Origin of the sequence: Rikenella microfusus DSM 15922, assembly GCF_000427365.1 — a bacterium.
Lineage (GTDB): Bacteria > Bacteroidota > Bacteroidia > Bacteroidales > Rikenellaceae > Rikenella > Rikenella microfusus.
In genome coordinates this window covers 2,405,662-2,426,682 of record NZ_KE386488.1, presented here as the reverse complement: position 1 = coordinate 2,426,682, position 21,021 = coordinate 2,405,662, and the positions used below count along the sequence as shown (strand labels likewise).

Genomic DNA, 21,021 nt, shown 5'->3' with positions numbered 1-21,021 from the left:
TACGATGAACAAGAAGAGAAAAAAGATAGCGCTCATAACGGGTATAGCCCTGGCCGCCGCGATTTTGGTGGTATGGTTATGTTACGCGGCGGCCGGCCCTACCCGGGTTGCAATGGTCAATTTCCCGAGATACCAGATGGCCCGTATGGCCAAATCGCTGGATAACAACTCCGTGAAGCTCGAATCGGTCGAGTTGGAACAATTCGGAAAATTGAAGAATTACGATGCCGTACTGATTTTCGGCATGGGCATCCGGATGACCGACGACCACCGGGCCGTGCTCGAAAAGCTCAAAACCAAGGGAGTGCCGATCTACTCCACCTCGGTCACCGATCCGGCCAATAACATCACGAGCCTCGATTCCACGCAGAGGGAAACCGTAAAGGCTTACCTCGGCAACGGCGGTACGAAAAACTACCGCAGCCTGTTCAACTGGATCCGGCGCGACCTGGACGGCAAAAGCCTCTTCACCGGGGCGATCGAACCGCCGGTCGAGATCAGCGGCGACGTGCTGTTCCACCTGGATGACGAACAAACTTTCGCTACGGTCGGGGAGTTCGACGCTTATTACAGGAAAAACGGATTCTACAAGGAACAAGGGCCGAAAGTGGCCCTTTTGGTGGGAATGGCCGGGCCGTTCGACACCAACAAGGAGCACCTCGACTCGCTGATCCGCAACCTCGAGGCCCGCGGAATGAACGTCTATCCGGTTTCGAGTTTCGCCGAACGGCTGGAACTGTTGCAGGAGATCAGCCCCGACGCCGTCATCTACATGCCCCACGGCCGTATGCTGATGGGACAGGGCGAACGCGGCGTCGAATGGCTCAAGGAACAAAACATTCCCGTCATCTGCCCGATCACGATCAACGACACCTACGACCACTGGATGGCCGACAAACAGGGTATGGTCGGCGGCTTCCTGAGCCAGAGCGTCGTGATGCCCGAACTGGACGGCGGCATCGTGCCGATGGCCATCAACGCCCAGTTCATCGACGATGAAGGGCTGTACCTGTTCAAAGCCATTCCGGGCCGGGCCGAACAATTCGCCGGCACTGTCGCGAATTACCTGAAACTCCGGACCAAAGCCAATAAGGATAAAAAAATCGCGATCTATTACTTCAAAGGGCCGGGCAGTAATTCGCTGGTGGCCGCCGGTCTGGAAGTACTGCCCTCGCTCTACCATTTCCTGAAAAAACTGCAAAGCGAAGGGTACGACCTGAGCGGCCTTCCGGCCTCGGAAAAAGAGTTCGAAAAGGCAGTCATGGAACGCGGCCCCGTCTTCAACAGCTATGCCGAAGGCAATATCGGGCGTTACCTGCGTTCGGGCTATCCGGAACTGATTCCGACGGCCGAATACGACGGCTGGCTCCACGAAGCGTTGCGTCCCGAACAGTACGCCGAACTGACCGCCAAACACGGCGCGGCCCCGGGCGGGTTCTATACGGCCGGCGACAGCATCGCCGTGACCCGCATCCGGTTCGGCAACGTGGTGCTGCTGCCCCAGCCGACGCAAGGTACGGGCGAAAACAGTTTCGCGGCCGTACACGGCGACAATCCCGTGCCTCCGCACCATTACATAGCCTCCTACCTTTGGACGCGCTACGGCTTCGGGGCGGACGCCATGATCCACTTCGGGACGCACGGTTCGCTGGAATTCATTCCCGGCAAACAGGTGGCCCTTTCGACCGCCGACTGGAGCGACCGTTTGGTGGGCGACCTGCCGCACTTCTACCTCTATACGATCGGGGACGTGGGCGAAGGGATCATCGCCAAACGGCGCAGCTATGCAACCACCGTGTCGCACCTGACCCCGCCTTTCATCGAAACCGAAATGCGCGGCGAGGTCGGCAGGCTACTGGAACAGATACAGAACTACCTGTCGAAAGAAGAAGACGACCGTTCGCAGCAGGAAAACCTGAAAATCAAGGAACTGACCCTGCGAATGGGGCTGCACCGCGACCTGAAACTGGACAGCGTGAAGACACAGCCCTATACGGACGAGGAGATCGAACGGATCGAAAACTTCGCAGAAGAACTCTGTTCCGAAAAAATCACGGGAGGCATGTACACGCTCGGGGTAGCGTTCAGCCCGGAGAAAATCAACTCCTCGGTCGAACTGCTGGCCACCGACCCGATCGCCTACGGACTGGCCGCGCTCGACAAACTGAACGGTAAGATCACCCAGAAACAGATCGACAATACAGCTTTCTTCAACCGCCGGTACCGCACCCCGGCACAGGCGGCCGTGAAAAGTCTCTTAGCCCGTGCTACACTCTCCCCGGATGCCGTTCTGGCATCGCTGGGTATCTCCGACTCCCAGCTCGCACGGGCACGGCATATCCGGGAACTGTCCAAACCGAAAGACCGTATGGCGATGCTCAAAGCCATGCGGACAGGCAAAGACTCGACCGGAAAACACCCCGACCGGAAAGCCATGCAGGAGGCCATGAAGAAAATGGATCCGAAGCAGGCCGAAAAGGTCAAACAGATGATGACCGCCATGAAAGCGGCCCGAACCGATACGGTAACCGCCGCAGACAAGGAATTCGCCGATGCGGTGATGAACATCGCCGATGCGGTGGCCAATGTGCGCAACTACAAGACGGCGCTGGAGCAAAGCCCCTCCGTCGAACTGGAATCGTTCATCAATGCGCTCAACGGCGGTTATGTGGCCCCGACCCCGGGCGGCGACTACATCGCCAACCCCAACACCCTGCCCACGGGGCGCAACCTCTATTCGATCAACGCCGAAGCCACCCCCTCGCCCGCGGCATGGGAGAAAGGCGTCGCGATGGGCGAACAGATGCTGGCCGACTACCTGAAAAACCACGGCGGCAACTATCCGCAGAAAGTGAGCTTCACGCTCTGGTCGGGTGCGTTCATCGAAAGCGAAGGGGCCACCATCGCCCAGATACTGTGGATGCTGGGTGCCGAACCGATCCGCGACCAGTTCGGCCGCGTGATGGATATCCGGCTGGTTCCCGCCTCGGAGATGAACCGTCCGCGGATCGACGTGGTGGTACAGACCTCCGGACAGCTGCGTGACCTGGCCGCCTCGCGCCTGGCCCTGATCCAGAAAGCCATCGGGATGGCTGCCGCCGCCGACGACGGCGGGGAAAATTACGTCGCCAAAGGACAGGTGGACGCCGAGAAAGTTCTGCTCGAAAAAGGGTTTTCTCCCAAAGAGGCACGCGAGCTGTCCACCCGGCGGATTTTCGGCGGCCTGAACGGGATGGCCGGCACCGGCATCACGGGCATGGTCGAGAGCGGCGACCGCTGGGAAAACGAGCGCGAAATCGCGGATACCTATCTCAACAACATGGGTGCCGTATACGGCAGCTCCGAAGAGTGGGGCGATTTCAAGGCGGGCGTGTTCGAAGCGGCCCTGCAAAACACCGACGCCGTGGTACAGCCGCGCCAGAGCAACACCTGGGGGGCGCTGAGCCTCGACCACGTGTACGAATTCATGGGCGGTATGAACCTGACGGTACGCAACGTGACGGGCAAAGACCCCGACACCTATTTCAACGACCTGCGCAACCGGCACCACGCCCGCGTACAGGAGCTGAAAGAGGCGATCGGCGTCGAATCGCGCACCACGATCTTCAATCCGGTTTACATCAAGGAACAGATGAAGGGCGGCGCGTCGTCGGCGAACAACTTCACCGAGATCGTGCGCAACACCTACGGCTGGAACGTGATGAAGCCCGCGGCGATCGACAAAGAGATATGGGACCGGATCTACGACATTTATGTCGAAGACGACCTGAATCTGGGCACCCGCGAATTTTTCGACCGCGAGAATCCGGCCGCTCTGCAAGAGATGACTGCCGTGATGATGGAAACGGCCCGCAAGGGGTACTGGAAAGCCACGCCGGAACAACTGAAAGCCATCGCCGAACTGCACAGCGAAATGGTGACCGAACACGAGGCCGCATGCAGCGGATTCACGTGCGACAATGCCAAGCTGCGCGATTTCATCGGCCGGCAGCTCGCGCCCGAAAAAGCGCAATCCTACAAGGCTTCGGTAAACCGCGCCATCTCCGCCGCGCCGTCGGACAATGCAGATAACAAAGGCATGGTGCTCGAAAAAGAACAGCTGAACGGTACGGCCGAAACGGAAAAACCGTTCCGCGGTCTGGGTATCGCGCTGGGCGCTTTCGGTGTGATCTGCGCCGCAGTGGCCGTCATGCTGGTTCTGCGCAAAGTACGTAAACACAAAGCATAGACCCTCTATGGACAGCGTATTGCTATTATTAACCCTGCTGGCCGTCGTCAAGACGGTGCTGACCGACAGTCTCCTGCCCCGACGGTGGCAGGGGCTGTCGTTCGGACTGTTATGCGCCGGCTTCGTGTGGCTGTGCCACCCCTACGCCATGGAAATCAACAAGCTCCAGGTAGAGAACGCTCTGTCGGAACAAAAAGCGCTGATGAACATCTCGCTGGCCGTCATGCTCGACCTGCTGCTCACGTTCGGCACCTGCTGGGCGCGGATCGTGCCGCTGCGCAAGACCCGCTGGCTTCGGTACATGCCTTCGCTGCTGATTTTCCCGGCCTTGTTCTATCTGCAAATCAACCTTTTCTTCACGTTTGCAGGAACTTCGTTCACCGCGGTCAGCGTATGGCTGGCCGTCGGTATCTTCGTGATACTGGCCGGAGGAGACTTCGCGGCCCGGGCGCTGCTGCCCTCGGACGAAGGACGCATCGAACTGACCCTGCTGACCGGTATGCTGATCTTCGCACTCACGATCTGCTGCACGGTCTTCCACCCCTCGGCGGCGGTAGTGAGCCACAGCGCGCCGGTCGATTGGCGCAGCATGGGGCTGGCCCTTTCGGTAGTGGCCGTACTTTTCGCAGCGGGCTATTTCGCGCCCCGCATCCTCAAAAAACTGAAAAAACAACACAACTAACTGTAATGGAATACGTTTCAAACCTTCTTTTCTGGATCTCGAACGGACTGCTGGTTCCCGTGGTCGTCGGGTTGCTCTTCTTTTTCGTGAAATCGATCTTCATGCTGGGCGGATTCTACAACCGTTACATGCAGCGCCGGAAAATCCACCAGGCCGTCGCCGCCGAAATGAACAAACTCGACACGACGAACCTCGCCCCGTTCGGCGAAATGCTGGCGGCGCAACCCGTCTCCGCATTCATACTGGCGGCACGCGAACTGGTAAACGGCAACGGGAGCGAAGCCGCCAACAACCGCATCATCTCGGAATACGAAATCAACGCCGACCGTGAACTGGGGCATGCCAAGATGCTGACCAAATTCGGACCGATTCTCGGCCTGATGGGTACGCTGATCCCCATGGGACCGGCCCTGATGGGACTTTCGACCGGGGACATCAGCACCATGGCCTACAACATGCAGGTCGCTTTCGCCACCACCGTGATCGGACTGTTCGCCGGGGCCGTGGGATTCGTCCTGCTCCAGGTCAAACAACGCTGGGCGGCTCAGGACCTCACCTCGCTGGACTATATTTCGGCCATTGCGGTCGAAGCCCGCGAGGCATCGCACACGGCCCATATCAAAGAGATGACGGTAACCAAAAACGCGGTGAATCAATGAAGCGGAGAAGAATCCTGAACACGGGCGAAGATCACGATCCGGTGGCCCTGCTTTCGAACCTGTTCGACGTGGCGATGGTCTTCGCCGTGGCCCTGATGGTGGCTTTGGTGACCAAATTCAACATGACGGAGGTCTTCTCGCAGGAAGACTATACGATGGTCAAGAACCCCGGCAAGGACAACATGGAGATCATCACCAAAGAGGGCCAGAAAATCACCAAGTATAAACCTTCCGAATCGCAGGACGCCTCCGGCAAGAAAGGCCGCAAGGTGGGTATCGCCTACGAAATGGAGAACGGCGAGATCATCTACGTGCCGGAATAAGGTTACGGCCTGCGTTCGCGGGTGAACACATAACGTTCCCCGTCCGAAACCTCCGGATTGAACGCGAATCCGTTCCACATGAATTTCACCAGTTCGTCCGCAGACTCGATCCTTTGCTGAATGATATGCCGCGTCATCACGCCGCGGCATATTTTCGCATAAGTACGTACCGTTTCGTACCTGCCGTCGCGCAGTTCCTGGAACTCCGGCGTAACCACCCGCACCGCTCGGCGCACTTCGTCCATACGCAATGCCCCCTGGATATCGAGGCTCGCCAGATTCACCAATATCCCGCCCGCTTTGCGCACATCGGCGATCAACGGCCCGGTCAGTTTCGGCAACCAATAGTCGTACAGATTTCCCTGTTCCGGATACAGTTTCAGGCTGAAAGCGATCCGGTAGGCTTCGATCCGATCTAAAGGCCTGACCAGTCCGTAAAGCGTCGAAACGATCCGGATACGATCCTGCGCGTAAAGCAGGTCGTCTGCCGTGAGGGTCGCCGCGCCGATGGCTTTGAATACGCTGCCGTTATAAGCGGCGATCGCTTCCTTGCGCGGATTAGACGGACGGCCGAACAACCGGTAACGTTCATAGTTCTGTGCCGCCAGAGCCGGACTGATTTTCAGTATCTTCGCCAATTCCGCTTCGGAAAAACGGCGCATGGCCGCAGCCAGCTTCCGGGCATCGGCGGCAAAAACAGGTTCCGTACCGGCGGGAAAACCGGAAACGCTTTCGGACGACATATCCATCGTCTTGGCGGGCGACAACATAATCAGCATAAAAGAATCTTTTTCGAAGGAATCCATACAAATATAACACCACAAGAATAAACAGGGCAAGTATATACTCTCCGGCCATACGCCGGCCTCGAACAACCTGACCGATAATTCTGCCGGGTCGAACAACGTAGGTTTGCTTGTCAAAGGACCGCAGCCTGCGGAGAACGTGAACGAGCATGGCGAGCGGGCTTCCGCGGGCTGCAGCCCATGCAAACATAAAATCTAACGTACGGTTAAATATTATGGCCGGAGCCAGCGAGGCCCAAACGAGCATCGCGAGTTGCAGGCCTTCGCCGGGGGTGGCTCCGGCCTGACTAAAGGGAAACATTGCAATTAACAGTAAGTTTAATGGTAACCTCTTTCGCCGACAGGCGTTTATCTTTTCTTTGCCCGCTCATGCCGCGGGGGCACAGGTTTCTCCCGACGCCTCATGCCGGCGGGGCACTTACTTTTTTGCACGACCAAAAAAGTAAGCAAAAAAGTCGCCGGGAATGCGATTCCCCGTTCCCGCCTCCCGTCGGAACGGGAAATCGCACATTCCCGGACCGGCAGCCTCTACCCCCAAAAACAAACAAGGAACATTGAATTGTACGGTTTGTACAGTGATTTGTCCACGTAGCGGTCAGCCCGGAGCCAGCGAGGGCAAGACCGCAGGTTGCAGCCCTTCGCCGGGGGTGGCTTCGGGCTGACTAAGGGAGAATATGGCAATAAACCGTACGGTTAAATATTATGGCCGGAGCCACTTCGGGCTCCGGCCTGACTAAGGGAAAACATTGCAATTAAAAGTACTCCTGGCTTCTTACATGGGTGCCGAAGTCGGGTAGAGGCTGCAAACCCGAATTTCAGAAAAGATTAAAAAGTCGATAGTATATTTTACACGGCATCGTTCTTTCGGCTCGCGCGCCCCCGACGACTAAGAGCCGTCCGGCGCCGAGCCGAAAAGGGATTCGTATAAAGTCACATATAGTCACCTAAAATCCGATGCAAGCGCAAAAAATATTTCCGAAAAATTCGGCGGATTCGATTTTTCGCTATATTTGCGGTGTACAAAAAAGTACACGAAACAAAACGATGAAAGCGATTACTTTGGCACAGGCATGGTGGTGGCGCACGATTCTTTACACGAAGTCGTGACGATACCGCTATACCCCGTTACCATAAAGATATGAACAAGAAGGGCTGTCGGACGCACGACAGCCCTTCTTTCGTTTATCCCCGCCAGGAAAACATGCAACAACCAAATACCATGAACTACAACGTAGATAAAAACGGCTACTACGGACGCTTCGGAGGAGCATATATCCCCGAAATCCTCCACGCCAACGTCGAGAACCTGAAACGCGAATACCTGCGGATCATCGACGATCCCGCTTTCCAAAAAGAGTTCCGTGACCTGCTCGCCGATTATGTGGGGCGTCCCTCGCCGCTCACCTTCGCCCCGCGGATGAGCAAACGTTACGGTACGAAGATCTACCTCAAACGCGAAGACCTCAACCACACCGGGGCGCACAAAATCAACAACACCATCGGCCAGATCCTGCTGGCCCGGCGTATGGGCAAGACCCGCATCATCGCCGAAACCGGAGCCGGGCAGCACGGCGTGGCTACGGCCACCGTCTGCGCCCTGACCGGGATGCGGTGCATCGTCTATATGGGCGCAACCGACGTCGAACGGCAACACCTCAACGTGCAGAAAATGCAAATGCTCGGTGCCGAAGTGCGGCCCGTACGGAGCGGCAACATGACCCTCAAAGACGCGACGAACGAAGCGATCCGCGACTGGTGCTGCCACCCTGCCGATACCCACTATATCATCGGCTCCACCGTAGGCCCCCACCCCTACCCCGACATGGTGGCCCGTTTCCAGTCGGTCATCAGCGAAGAGATCAAAAAACAGCTTCAGGCCAAAGAGGGCCGCGACTGGCCCGACTATCTGATCGCCTGCGTAGGCGGAGGCAGCAATGCCGCGGGCACCTTCTACCACTACCTGAACGACACCCGCGTGAAGCTGATCGCCGCCGAAGCCGCCGGGCTGGGTATCGACACCGGCCATTCGGCCGCCACGATCCACCTCGGCCGCGAAGGAATCATCCACGGCGCCCGCACGCTCGTCATGCAGACTCCGGACGGACAGATCACCGAACCCTATTCGATCTCTGCCGGGCTGGACTATCCGGGCATCGGCCCCGTCCACGCCAACCTCGCCGAGACCCGCCGGGCCGAAATACGGGCCGTCACGGACGACGAAGCCCTGAAAGCCGCTTTCGAACTGACCGCCCTCGAAGGGATCATCCCGGCGCTGGAATCGGCGCACGCGCTGGCCGTCTTCGGACAGAAGAAATTCAAACCGGAGGATGTGGTGGTGCTGACCGTTTCGGGCCGGGGCGACAAGGATATGGAAACCTATGTCAAACATTTCAACCGGGCCGACCATGAATAATCGCATCAAATTGACCGCCATGAGCCGTACCCTGCTGGCCGACCTGCAAACCCCGGTAGGCATCTACCTCAAAGTGCGCGACATGTTCCCCGAATCGGCCCTGCTCGAAAGTTCCGACTACCACTCCTCCGAGAACAGCTATTCGTTCATCGGCATCGAACCGATCGCCCGCTTCACCGTCGATCGCGGGCAAGTCGCCGAGCAATATCCCGACCGTACCTGCCGCTCCTATCCCCTGACGGAAAAGACCGGGCTGCCGGACGCTCTGAACGCCTTTATCCGCCGGTTCGAAATCGCGGGCGATACCCGGTCGGACAACGGCTTTTTCGGCTATACGGCCTACGACGCGGTGCAGTATTTCGAAAACGTGCGGATCGAAAGCCGCCCGGCCGCCGAAACCGAAATTCCGGAAATGATCTATATCCTGTACCGCTTCGTGATCGCCGTAAACCACCTGCGGAACGAAATGACCGTCACCGAAAACCTCGCCGAAGGGGAAACCGGCCGTATGGACAGCCTGCTGGGAATACTCGCCAGCCGCAACTTCCCGACCTACGGGTTCCGGGCCGCCGGCCCCGTCGCCTCGCCCATCACGGACGAAGAGCACAAGGCCAACGTGCGCGAAGGCATCCGACACTGCATGCGCGGCGACGTTTTCCAGATCGTCCTCTCGCGCCGTTTTTCGCAAGGGTTCGCCGGCGACGACTTCAACGTTTACCGCGCCCTGCGTTCGATCAATCCTTCGCCCTACCTGTTTTATTTCGATTTCGGTTCGTTCCGCATCTTCGGCTCCTCGCCCGAAACCCACTTCAAGGTGGAAGGAGACGTGGCGACCATCGATCCGATCGCCGGAACCGTGAAGCGCACCGGCAACGACGCCGAAGACGAAAGGCTGGCCCAGCAGCTGCTGGCCGACCCCAAAGAGAACGCCGAACACACGATGCTGGTCGATCTGGCCCGCAACGACCTGAGCCGGAACACCTCGGACGTATATGTCAAATCCTACAAAGAGCTGCAATTCTACTCGCACGTGATCCACATGGTATCGCGCGTATGCGGCACCGTGCCCGAAGGCGCCAACCGGATCAAACTCTACGCCGACACCTTTCCCGCCGGGACGCTCTCCGGCGCCCCGAAAGTACGCGCGATGCAACTGATCGACCGGATCGAACCCCACCGCCGGGGCTTCTACGGCGGCTGCATCGGCCACATCGGATTCGACGGCGACCTGAACCAGGCCATCACGATCCGTACGTTCCTGAGCCGGAACAACACGCTCTATTTCCAGGCCGGAGGCGGCATCGTCGCCGATTCCGACCCGGACAACGAACTGCGCGAAGTGAACAACAAACTGGGCGCCCTGCGCCGTGCCATCGAACTGGCCGAATCCATCAAACACTGACCCGACGCCATGAAAATCCTCGTTTTCGATAACTACGACTCGTTTACCTACAACCTCGTGCAACTGCTCCGCGAAACCGGTTGCGACGACCTCGACGTCTTCCGGAACGACCGGATCGCGCTGGACGAGATCGAAAAATACGACAAAATCCTGCTCTCGCCAGGTCCCGGCATCCCCTCCGAAGCGGGTATCCTGCTGCCGCTCATCGAACGTTACGCACCGACCAAAAGCATCCTCGGCATCTGCCTCGGCCAGCAGGCCATCGGGGAGGCGTTCGGCGCCCGGCTGCTGAACCTGCCCCACGTTTACCACGGCATCGCCAGCCGGATCGAAATCACCGAACCCGACCCGCTCTTCGAAGGTATCTCCCCGACGCCGGAGGTGGGCCGCTACCATTCGTGGATCGTAGACCGCGACGGTTTCCCGGCCGATACGCTGAAAATCACCGCCGTGGACGGCGAAGGGCACATCATGGCGCTGGCCCACCGCACTTACGACGTGCGCGGGGTGCAATTCCATCCCGAATCGGTACTCACGCCCGAAGGCAAACGGATGATCGCCAACTGGATCAAACACTGACCCCATCATGAAACAGATACTCAACCGCCTTTTCGAGCACGACTGTCTCGACCGGGCCGAAGCCCGCGAAATCATGCTCCGCATATCGCGCGGCGAAATGAGCGAGAGCCAGATCGCCGCCTTCATCACCGTCTTCCTGATGCGCAGCATCACTATCGAAGAGCTGAGCGGCTTCCGCGACGCCCTCCTGGAACTGCGCGTTCCGGTCGATCTGTCGGAATTCCCGGCCATCGACATCGTCGGTACCGGCGGCGACAACAAAAATACGTTCAACATCTCCACGGCGGCCTGCTTCGTCGTGGCCGGAGCCGGGTACCACGTCGTCAAGCACGGGAACTACGGCGCATCGTCCGTCAGCGGCGCGTCGAATGTCATCGAAGCCCACGGAGTACGATTCGCTTCCGATACGGACATACTCCGTAAATCCCTGGACCGGTGCGGAATGGCATTTTTACACGCCCAGTTTTTCAACCCGGCCATGAAACGGGTCGCCCCCGTGCGGAAAGCGCTCGCCGTGCGGACATTCTTCAATATGCTCGGCCCTCTGGTAAACCCCTGCCTGCCGAAATACCAGATGTTAGGCGTTTACAACCTGAAACTGGGCCGGATGTACAATTACCTTTACCAGCAGACCGACACGGAATATACGATCGTCAATTCGCTGGACGGTTACGACGAGATCTCCCTCACGGACGATTTCAAATGTTTCAGCCGCACGGGAGAAAACATCGTCTCCCCGGAATCGCTGGGTTTCTCCCGCAGCACCGAAGCCGACCTGTACGGCGGCGAAACCGTCGGCGAGGCGGCCCGGATCTTCGACCGGGTACTGGACGGGACAGCGACCGCCGCTCAGACGAACACAGTGGTCGCCAACGCCGCCTACGCCATCCATACGATCGACCGCGCCAAACCGCTGGCGGAGTGCATCGACGCCGCGCAGGAGTCGATCCGGAGCGGAAAGGCACGGCGAACGCTCGAACGATTTGTCGAGATCAACTCATAAAACAAACTGGTTATGAATACAATACTGGATAACATCATACAGAACAAACGTCTGGAAATCGCCTCGGCGAAAGCGGTCAAACCGTTCGCCGCGCTGCTGGAAGAGGCGCGGCAGACCGGACGGCCCGGCCGTTCTTTCCGGCAGGCGCTGGAACGCTCCGCCACCGGCATCATCGCCGAATTCAAACGCCGGTCGCCCTCGAAAGGCTTTATCCACGAAGGGGCCGACCCGGAACAGGTCGTCCCCGGCTATGCGGCGGCAGGGGCGGCGGCCTGTTCGGTACTGACCGACACCGTCTATTTCGGAGGATCGTCCGACGACCTGGTAAAGGCCCGGAAACGGACCGATATACCGCTGCTGCGCAAAGACTTCACGATCGACGAATACCAGATCGCCCAGGCCCGGATATGGGGCGCGGACGCGATCCTGCTGATCGCCGCCGTGCTGACTCCTGCCGAAACGGAGAAGCTGAGCCTTTTCGCGCACTCGCTCGGACTCGAAGTCCTGCTCGAAATACACGACGCCTGCGAGCTGAACCGCCTCTGCCCGGTCGTGGACGTCGTGGGAGTCAATAACCGGAATCTGACCACATTCGCCACCGACGTCCGTACCTCATTCGAACTGGCCGGTCGGATTCCGGCCGAATACCTGCGCATCTCGGAAAGCGGCATCGGATCGCCGGACACGGTGCTCCGCCTGCGCGAAGCGGGATTCCGGGGATTCCTGATGGGCGAAAATTTCATGAAAGAACCCGATCCGGCAGCGGCGCTGCGAAACTTCATCCAGGCATTGAGCTGACCATGGGCAACCGACTGAAAATAAAGATATGCGGCATGCGGAAAGCGGAGAATATCGCCGCCGTGGCTGAACTGGCGCCGGAATACATGGGATTCATCTTTTACCGGCACTCTCCGCGCTACGCCGGCTCTCCCGACTTATCCGCCCTGCCGGCAACGATCCGCAAGACGGGCGTATTCGTCGATACGCCGCCCGACGAAATGGCGGACACCGCCCGGCATTACGGCCTGCAAACCCTGCAACTGCACGGCAGCGAAACGCCCGGCACCTGCCGGAAACTGCGGGAGGCCGGTTACGAGATCATCAAAGCGTTCGGCATCGAAACCGCGGAAGACTTCGCCCGGACCGCCGGCTACACGGCCTGCTGCGACCTGTTCCTGTTCGACACCCGCACGCCGGGACACGGAGGCTCCGGCCGCCGGTTCGACTGGCATATCCTCGAAGCCTATACGGGAAAAACGCCGTTCCTGCTGAGCGGCGGCATTTCGCCGGCCGATGCGGACGAAATCCTGACCCTGAATCATCCGATGCTTTACGGCATCGACCTGAACAGCCGCTTCGAAACCGAAGCCGGGCTGAAAAACACAGAATCGCTCGAACATTTCATCAAAACCATCCGATCATGAACCGCATAACCGAACTTTTCCGGAAAAAGCAAAAAGACATCCTCTCCGTCTATTTCACCGCCGGGTTCCCGCATCCCGACGATACGGTACCCATCCTCGAAGCGCTGGCCGCCCAGGGAGCGGACATGGCCGAAATAGGCATCCCCTTCTCCGACCCGATGGCCGACGGCGAAACGATCCAGAACAGCAGCCAGACAGCTCTCAAAAACGGCATGACGCTGCGAAAACTCTTCTCGCAGCTGAAAGACATTCGCTCCAAAGTCGACATTCCGTTAGTCATGATGGGTTATCTGAATCCCATCATGCAGTACGGGATCGAAAACTTCTGCCGCGACTGCGCCGAAACCGGCATCGACGGGGCGATCGTCCCCGACCTGCCGCTGGCCGACTACCTGCGGGACTACAAACCCGCGGCCGACCGCTACGGACTCAAATTCATCATGCTCATCACCCCGGAGACCTCCGAAGAACGCATCCGCCTGATCGACGAACATACGGACGGTTTCATCTACATGGTCTCCACGGCAGCCACGACCGGCACGCAAGACCGTTTCGACGAACGGACGCTGGCCTATTTCCGCCGTATCGACGGCATGGACCTGCGCAATCCCCGGCTCATCGGGTTCGGTATCTCGAATCCGGCCACCTACTCGGCGGCCCAGTCAGCCGCGAACGGCGCGATCGTCGGCAGCGGCTTCATCAAGGCGCTCGCCGCATCCCCGGACGACATTCCGGGAGCCGTCGCGCACCTGTTAGGACAACTGCGAAAATAGGCGTATCTTTGGGGGCCGTCCCGACGGAAATCTCCGCGGGTGCGGCCCGTAAACGATCCGAACTATGGCCCAACAAGCTTCGCCCCAGCTCTTAGGTACCGAAAAGATATCCACCCTGCTGCTGCGCTATGCCATTCCGGCCATCATCGCCATGATGGCATCGTCGCTTTACAACCTGACCGACAGTATCTTTATCGGACACGGCGTGGGGGCTATGGCGCTGACAGGACTGGGGATCACCATGCCGCTGATGAACCTCGGCGCGGCATTCGGTTCGCTCGTGGGTATCGGAGCATCGACCCAGCTTTCGATCAAAATGGGGCAGAACGACCGGCAAAGCGCTCTGGCCATCCTGGGAAACGTCATCCTGCTCAATTCCATGATCGGCCTGGGCTATACGCTGCTCTGCCTGCCGTTCCTCGACCCGATCCTCTATTTCTTCGGCGCGACCGAAAACAGCATCGGATACGCCCGGAGTTATATGCTGATCATCCTGTGCGGCAACATCGTCACGCACGTCTATCTGGGGCTGAACGACATGCTGCGCGCATCGGGCTATCCCGGCAAGGCGATGGCGATCATGCTGACGGCTGTGTGCCTGAACGCCGTTCTGAACGGGATCTTCATCTTCGTACTGGGCTGGGGCATCGCCGGATCGGCCTGGGCCACCGTCATCGCCCAATGCGTCGCGATGGGACTCGAACTGAAACACTTCCTGAATCCGAAAAGCTTCATCCACTTCAGCCGCGGAGCGATACGCCTCAAACGCTCCATCGTCCGGGGTATCCTGTCGATCGGGATGGCTCCGTTCCTGATGTACGTCTGCTCCAGCGTCATCGTGATCCTGATCAATAAAAGCCTGCTGCAATACGGCGGCGATCTTTACATCGGCGCGTACAGCAACGTCAATCGCATCGCGATGCTGTTCGTCATGATCGTCATGGGCCTGAACCAGGGGATGCAGCCGATCGTCGGTTACAACTTCGGCGCCCGCAAGATCGACCGCGTGACCCGGACGCTGAAATACGTCGTCTGCTGCGCCGTCAGCGTCACCACGACCGGTTTCATCGTCTGCCAGCTCTTCCCGGAGAATATCACCATGCTGTTTACGGACGATCCCGACCTGATCGCCATATCGAGCCACGGGCTGCGTATCGTGCTGGCCATGTTCCCGTTCGTGGGATTCCAGATGGTAACCTCCAACTTTTTCCAGTCGATCGGCATGGCGCCCAAAGCCATTTTCCTGTCGCTGACGCGACAATTGATTTTCCTGGTGCCGTTCCTGCTGATTCTGCCCGGCTTTTTCGGGTCGAACGGCGTATGGATGAGCATGCCGATGGCCGACACGGCCGCCACGACGCTGGCGGCTATCCTGCTTTGGAAACAATTCCGCAAATTCCGCCGCATGCAGGCTCAACCTCTGTCGAACAATCCCTAACATTTTCGCATATCCCATGGAAACTCCCCGTTTCGTCATCACCATCGGCCGCCAGTTCGGAAGCGGCGGCCGCGAACTGGGTCGCCGGCTGGCCGACCTGTTCGGCATCCCCTATTACGATAAAGAGTTGATTTCGGAAGCATCGAAAGAGAGCGGACTTGATCCGGAATATTTCGAAAAAGCGGACGAACAGGCTCCGGGCAGCCTGATACGCGCCCTGACGGCCAACCTGATGATGAGCGGCGGAGCGGTAGGAGCCGAAAACGCCCTGGCGGGCGAAAACATCTTCAAATTCCAGTCGGACGTCATCCGGGAGGTGGCCCGTACCGGTTCGTGCGTGATCGTAGGCCGTTGCGCGGACTATATCCTGCGCAACGAACCGGTGTGCATCAGCACCTTCATCTATGCCTCCGACGACGACCGGATCAGCCGCGTCATGCGCTGCCACGGGGCCGGAACGCCCAAAGAAGCGCTGGAGATGATGCGCAAAACGGACAAGAAACGGGCCGGATACTACAATTTCTATACGGACAGGACCTGGGGAGCCGCCACCACTTATAACCTTTGCATCGACTCGTCGGTACTGGGAATCGAAAAAACGGCGGAACTGCTCCGCGACTATATAGAAGAAAGGCTTGCCGCCGCAGCCCGGGCGGTACGCTAAACACCGCCCTGCCCTTCCCCGGCCGCCGGCGGTTCGCCGTTCCCGGTACCGGACGGACGTCCGGCATCGCATCCCCGAGGTACCTTCTCCTCCGGCCGCGCTCTTTCCGCGCCCTGCTCCTCTCCGAAGAGCAGGGCGTCTGTCTCATCGGCCATTTGGCGACGGGACGCCCAGTCCCCGTCATCGTCCGGAACGAAATCCTCGTCCGCCTGTTCACGCGGCAACGGCAGGCACTCCATCTCCCACGGCAACGCATCCGCACGGCCGTCGAGACCGAGCCGTTCACGGATATCCCGATTCAGCCGGTAACGCGTCATATTATGGGTCAGGGAACCCAGTTTCAGCACCTCGCCCATACGCGGAACCAGCTTCAGTTTCATCTTGTAACACTTATAGTGCGTCATATACCCCAGATACGAATTCATCGCCGCCTGCATATAGATCAGAAACGTTTTCGACGGTCTGGGATGCGTACGAATATAGGCATTCATCGCCGCCAGCAGTTCGCTGAAATGGTTCCGCGTACGATTGACCATATAACGCCGGTAAGGTTTCACCACAGCGCCGAGAAACGTAACCCCCTTGGAAATTTCCTGAAGATAGATCTTCTTCGGATGCAACGTCAGCCCCAGGTTTTCCTGTAAATAAGCGTCGATCTCGCGGATATGCCTTTTCAGCAGTTCTTTATCCCGGTGGATGATGTAAAAATCATCCACATACCGACCATAATGCTTGTGTTTCAGCTTGCGTTTGACGAAATGGTCGAAATCATTCAGATAGATATTGCTGAACAGCTGGGAAGTCAGATTGCCAATCGGCAGGCCGCAATCCGCCGGCGATGTGAAAAGGCTCTTGCTGCGAGGCAGATCGGCCCACTTGGAACGGCTGCCGCGCACGATGCAATTTTCCGTCGGATCGTTAAAAACCACTTCCCGCAGCAGGTACAGGACCAAATCGTAGTCCAGCAGTTCATTCCACGGTCTTCCCCGGTGCGACTGCCGCGGTCCCATTTTGAGCATCACCCGTTCGATGGTCTCGTACATGATCCGGCGGTTGATATTCATGAAATACCCCTGTATATCGAGTTTCAGGACATAGCACGTCTGCCGGTAATTGTCGGAACACGAACGGATATGATGCTCCAGGCGTTCGACACCGTACAGCGTACCTTTATTCTTGAGGCAGGAATAACTGTCCGTAATGAAAGTACGCTCGAACAACGGCGCGATATAATTGAACAGCAGATGATGCACGACCCGGTCGCGGAAATCGGCGGCGAATATCTCGCGTTTGACCGGATGTTCGACTATGAAACAGACACTCGGCCCCACCCGATACTCCCGCTTACGGATCTGATCGTACAACTCGATCAGGTTGGCTTCGAGATCCATTTCGAAACGCAATTGGTTACGCGTGTTCCGCTTGTGCCTGCGGGCATCGAAATAAGCCCTGAAAAGGTCTTCGAGCAACGTATCGGATCGTTCCGTTTTATTTTCCGCCATAGGATTCCGTCATATTCGAATTTGCGAACCCGATTATATATTTTGCATCGCCGCCAGGAAACCGACCGCTTAGGCGCGAAACCCGACGATTCTTCGAAATCGCAGAAACTAAAAAACCGTAGGATTAATATTATGTTTGCCAAGGGCCGCGGCCTGCGGGGAACGCAACAATCGCGTGAGCAATTGATTTTGCGGGCCTCCGCTGCGGGAGTCTGCGGCCCGCCCGCTAACGCGGAAACTTATATTTTAACCATAGGTTTATTTATATGTCTATCGCCGACGGGCGTTCGTTTTTCTTCGCCCGCTCATGCCGCGAGGGCACCGGTTTCTCCGGACGCCTCATGCCGGCGGGGCACCTTCTTTTTTGGGGCGAGCAAAAAAGAAGGCAAAAAACTCGCCGGGAATGCTATTCCCCGCTCCCGACTCCCGTCGGAACGGAAAATCGCACATTCCCGGGTTGGCAGCCTTTACCCGTACTTCGATACCAATGTAAGAAACCGGGAGTACTTTTTAAACCTACGATTTAAAATCAGTCTCCGCGTCAGCGGTCAGCCCGGAGCCACCCCCGGCGAAGGGCTGAAACCTACGGTTTTGCCCTCGCTGGCTCCGGGCTTTAACCTGCAAATTAAAAGTACGGTTTCTTGCATAGGGCCGCAGTCTGCGGGAATAGGGCACTTACAGCCCGGCGGGAGTGCCCAGCGGCACCGGGCCTCCCGTGGGGAGGCTTCCGGCCCGCGCAATCAAAGGTCGCTGGATTTTTGCTGAATATTTAATTGTGAATGACTATATACGGCTTTACCCAAAATCAGGCGGTGATCTTCCCAACCGTCCCTGCGGGGCCGGAGGCGGGTTGCCCTTCCGGTTTCCTCCTGGCGCCTCGGCCATACGAACAAATTCGACGGCGCTCGGCAGCCGCGTCGGTTCGGCCTGCCCGCTACGCGGACGATTAATCATCCGCTTTTAATACTGCGTCCTCTCGAATCGTATGCATAAAGAACCGGCAGGGCGGCAAACACGGCAACGCCATCCGAAAACTCTCCTCCCACACAGCCTCAGGCATGCGGTACCGCCGCAGCCTGCTGTTCGGCCTTCACCTTCTCGGAATACCGTTGCCAGGCCTGCAACTGACGGGAGATCGACTCCGTATACGTACACACCACCGCGAACTGCCTGACCGAAATCTGCTTCAGATCCGTCAGCATGCGGCACATCAGTTTGATCGTCACCAACCGTTCGCGGGCCTGCCGTATATCCGGCACCCGATCCTTGGCGCCGTTCGCCCGATAGATGCAAAGACAAAGCTCGATGATATTGTCCTTGATTTTTTCCGCCAACGTATAACGGTAATCCCGCTTCACATTCGGCGTAAACTGGAAAACATAAAGCAACAGATCGTAACTGGCCTTAAAGACCTCCAGATTGTCATATATTGCCATTGAGCTGCTTTTTTAAAGAAGAGACGAACAGAAGACACTCCAGCGGCGTGGCATTTTCCACACTGAAATTACGGAGATCGCGCAAGACGGCCTCGCCGACCGACGTTTCGGACGCCGCCGCAGGATACGACCCGGTACTCCCCGCCTCCGAAGAACGGGACGACAACGGAGCCGCAGGCACGCGCCGGGGAACCGACTCCGCGTCGGGTACCGGAATTACCATCTGGCGAGGGACACCGCCGTAAAGCGTCCCGAACACCGGCGACGGCATCCCCGCCGGCTTGGAAACAACCAACGGAATCGCCTCTTTCCATCGTCCGTACTCCTCCGCGTCGATCGTCCCCGTACCGAGTACCAGCATATCGGCCTTCTCCGTTTCCAGTGGCCTGTCGCCCAGCACTTTCGCCCGCGAAGCGTCGGGAAAACCCACCGACACCACCTCGGCGTCGAGATATTTGACAAATCGTTTGGAAGCCTTATAACGAGAGATACGGTGGATAAAAGCGAACGCCGACCGTTCGTAAGCCTTCCAGAAAATCCCTTCCAGATGAAGGTATATTTTATCCGTGTTGCGGTTTTCGGCCGCAAGTATTTCCTGTAGGGTCATAACGCAATAGTTTTTTGAATGGCGAACACGGTGTCCTGCGGGGATAAAAGTAAAAAATTACTCGGAAAAGACCGCAGAAAGAATGTCACAAAAATAAACAATACAAGCCTTGCGACCCGACCAACCTATGCCAGAAACAGGCATATAAGATTGATACACACCGCATTATTCACAATACATATAATGACATAAAACAAACCGGGAGGCAACCCCAAAAATGCCGGAAAATCGAATTAGAGCCGGATTAAAACAGGCCTCTGCATACCACAAAACGACGGCCACCGGAACCGATCCCGACTGCAATCGTATATACCCGATTAAAAATAAAAAAGGAGCGCACGACGCTGAAGCCCTTCGGCCAGCCGTAAAATCAGCGGAATAGCACAGGCAAAAATCCACAGCTTTACACCGGCTGGCCCAACAGCGTCGTAAGCACTCCTCCGTATCGTATCATCCAATGAACAATAATCCTCCGTTCCCGCCCCGGGCTACCGCGACTTCGGCCGGACGGGCTATGAGGGCGTGGCGCGGTACGTCGGCGGCAGCGGGTGCAGTTGGTCGGCGGCGACCAGCGATTCCCGCGGCCTCGGTCTGAACTTCTACTCGACAGACCTCGATCCCGTCTACACGCACGCCCGCGGCCACGGCTTACAGGTGCGGTGCCTCCAAGAATAAGGAGCTGCGCGCCGCGGCGGATAAGGCCGCACAAGCGAGGCAAAGCCTCGCCCCGCGGGATACCCGCGGGCAGGCCGAAGAGACCGCGCGGGCAACTTCCCTCCCCCCGTCTTCGCTTTAAAAGTACAGTTGAAATAACATTCCCGCGCCAGCGGACGGGCCGCAGCCTCCGGCAGCGGAGGCCCGCTGACTCGCAAAGCTCGTTCACGTGCCCCGCAGGCTGCGATCCGATGCGCAAAACCCTACGGTTAAATATTACGGCCGGAGCCAGCGAGGCCCAAACGAGCATCGCGAGTTGCAGGCCGTCGCCGGGGTGGCTCCGGCCTGACTAAGGGAGAACATCGCAATAAACCGTAGGGCTTAAATAACGTTCCCGCGTCAGCAGGCGGGCCTCCGGCAGCGGAGGC

At 58.1% G+C, this 21,021-nt stretch carries 17 protein-coding genes; 13 read left to right on the top strand and 4 right to left on the bottom strand.

Translation table 11 applies throughout. The features are described 5' to 3' along the window. Positions 1-4: 4 nt before the first annotated feature. From RIKMI_RS0111140 to RIKMI_RS0111125, 4 genes are read left to right on the top strand one after another with little or no spacing between them, the layout of a single operon-like run. Positions 5-4,228: a cobaltochelatase subunit CobN gene (locus RIKMI_RS0111140; protein ID WP_027291672.1), complete on the top strand. Its 4,224-nt coding sequence runs from the start codon at positions 5-7 to the stop codon at positions 4,226-4,228. A gap of 7 nt (positions 4,229-4,235) precedes the next feature. Then, complete coding sequence (locus tag RIKMI_RS0111135; protein WP_027291671.1) at positions 4,236-4,910, top strand: hypothetical protein; 675 nt, start codon at positions 4,236-4,238, stop codon at positions 4,908-4,910. A gap of 5 nt (positions 4,911-4,915) precedes the next feature. After that, positions 4,916-5,569 (top strand): MotA/TolQ/ExbB proton channel family protein, encoded by a 654-nt coding sequence (locus RIKMI_RS14005; RefSeq protein ID WP_051214518.1) that lies wholly within the window; start codon positions 4,916-4,918, stop codon positions 5,567-5,569. Next, entirely contained in the window at positions 5,566-5,892 is a 327-nt protein-coding gene (locus tag RIKMI_RS0111125) for a DUF2149 domain-containing protein (RefSeq protein ID WP_027291670.1), read from the top strand. The genes RIKMI_RS14005 and RIKMI_RS0111125 overlap by 4 nt, the downstream gene beginning before the upstream one ends. Positions 5,893-5,894: 2 nt before the next feature. Here RIKMI_RS0111125 and RIKMI_RS0111120 read toward each other — a convergent pair whose 3' ends face one another. Then, complete coding sequence (locus RIKMI_RS0111120) at positions 5,895-6,671, bottom strand: YaaA family protein (RefSeq protein WP_027291669.1); 777 nt, start codon at positions 6,669-6,671, stop codon at positions 5,895-5,897. 1,246 nt (positions 6,672-7,917) lie between these two features. Between RIKMI_RS0111120 and trpB the strand changes: the two genes are divergently transcribed. The 9 genes from trpB (at position 7,918) to RIKMI_RS0111075 (ending at position 16,394) form a co-directional block, all read left to right on the top strand. Beyond that, positions 7,918-9,111: a tryptophan synthase subunit beta gene (trpB, locus tag RIKMI_RS0111115; RefSeq protein ID WP_027291668.1), complete on the top strand. Its 1,194-nt coding sequence runs from the start codon at positions 7,918-7,920 to the stop codon at positions 9,109-9,111. Then, positions 9,104-10,513 carry an anthranilate synthase component I family protein gene (locus RIKMI_RS0111110; protein WP_027291667.1) on the top strand — a complete coding sequence of 470 codons (1,410 nt, stop codon included), beginning with the start codon at positions 9,104-9,106 and terminating at the stop codon, positions 10,511-10,513. The genes trpB and RIKMI_RS0111110 overlap by 8 nt, the downstream gene beginning before the upstream one ends. Positions 10,514-10,522: 9 nt before the next feature. Next, positions 10,523-11,092: an anthranilate synthase component II gene (locus RIKMI_RS0111105; RefSeq protein WP_027291666.1), complete on the top strand. Its 570-nt coding sequence runs from the start codon at positions 10,523-10,525 to the stop codon at positions 11,090-11,092. 7 nt (positions 11,093-11,099) lie between these two features. Next, entirely contained in the window at positions 11,100-12,095 is a 996-nt protein-coding gene (gene trpD / locus RIKMI_RS0111100; protein WP_027291665.1) for an anthranilate phosphoribosyltransferase, read from the top strand. A gap of 12 nt (positions 12,096-12,107) precedes the next feature. Beyond that, a complete protein-coding gene (gene trpC / locus RIKMI_RS0111095; RefSeq protein ID WP_027291664.1) occupies positions 12,108-12,893 on the top strand; it encodes an indole-3-glycerol phosphate synthase TrpC in 786 nt (261 codons plus the stop codon). A 2-nt stretch (positions 12,894-12,895) separates the two neighbouring features. Next, a complete protein-coding gene (locus RIKMI_RS0111090; RefSeq protein ID WP_027291663.1) occupies positions 12,896-13,519 on the top strand; it encodes a phosphoribosylanthranilate isomerase in 624 nt (207 codons plus the stop codon). After that, positions 13,516-14,292, top strand: a complete 777-nt coding sequence (gene trpA, locus RIKMI_RS0111085; RefSeq protein ID WP_027291662.1) for a tryptophan synthase subunit alpha — start codon at positions 13,516-13,518, stop codon at positions 14,290-14,292. Before RIKMI_RS0111090 ends, trpA begins: the two co-directional genes overlap by 4 nt. Before the next feature lie 64 nt (positions 14,293-14,356). After that, positions 14,357-15,730 carry an MATE family efflux transporter gene (locus tag RIKMI_RS0111080; RefSeq protein ID WP_027291661.1) on the top strand — a complete coding sequence of 458 codons (1,374 nt, stop codon included), beginning with the start codon at positions 14,357-14,359 and terminating at the stop codon, positions 15,728-15,730. Positions 15,731-15,746: 16 nt separating this feature from the next. Further along, positions 15,747-16,394, top strand: a complete 648-nt coding sequence (locus RIKMI_RS0111075; protein ID WP_027291660.1) for a cytidylate kinase-like family protein — start codon at positions 15,747-15,749, stop codon at positions 16,392-16,394. Here the strand turns inward: RIKMI_RS0111075 and RIKMI_RS14000 are convergent. The 3 genes from RIKMI_RS14000 to RIKMI_RS0111060 form a co-directional block, all read right to left on the bottom strand. Then, positions 16,391-17,896, bottom strand: a complete 1,506-nt coding sequence (locus RIKMI_RS14000) for an RNA-directed DNA polymerase (RefSeq protein WP_051214517.1) — start codon at positions 17,894-17,896, stop codon at positions 16,391-16,393. The genes RIKMI_RS0111075 and RIKMI_RS14000 overlap by 4 nt on opposite strands. A gap of 1,052 nt (positions 17,897-18,948) precedes the next feature. After that, complete coding sequence (locus RIKMI_RS0111065) at positions 18,949-19,332, bottom strand: four helix bundle protein (protein WP_027291659.1); 384 nt, start codon at positions 19,330-19,332, stop codon at positions 18,949-18,951. Next, positions 19,319-19,939, bottom strand: a complete 621-nt coding sequence (locus RIKMI_RS0111060; RefSeq protein ID WP_027291658.1) for a hypothetical protein — start codon at positions 19,937-19,939, stop codon at positions 19,319-19,321. Before RIKMI_RS0111060 ends, RIKMI_RS0111065 begins: the two co-directional genes overlap by 14 nt. Between the last annotated feature and the right edge of the window lie 1,082 nt (positions 19,940-21,021).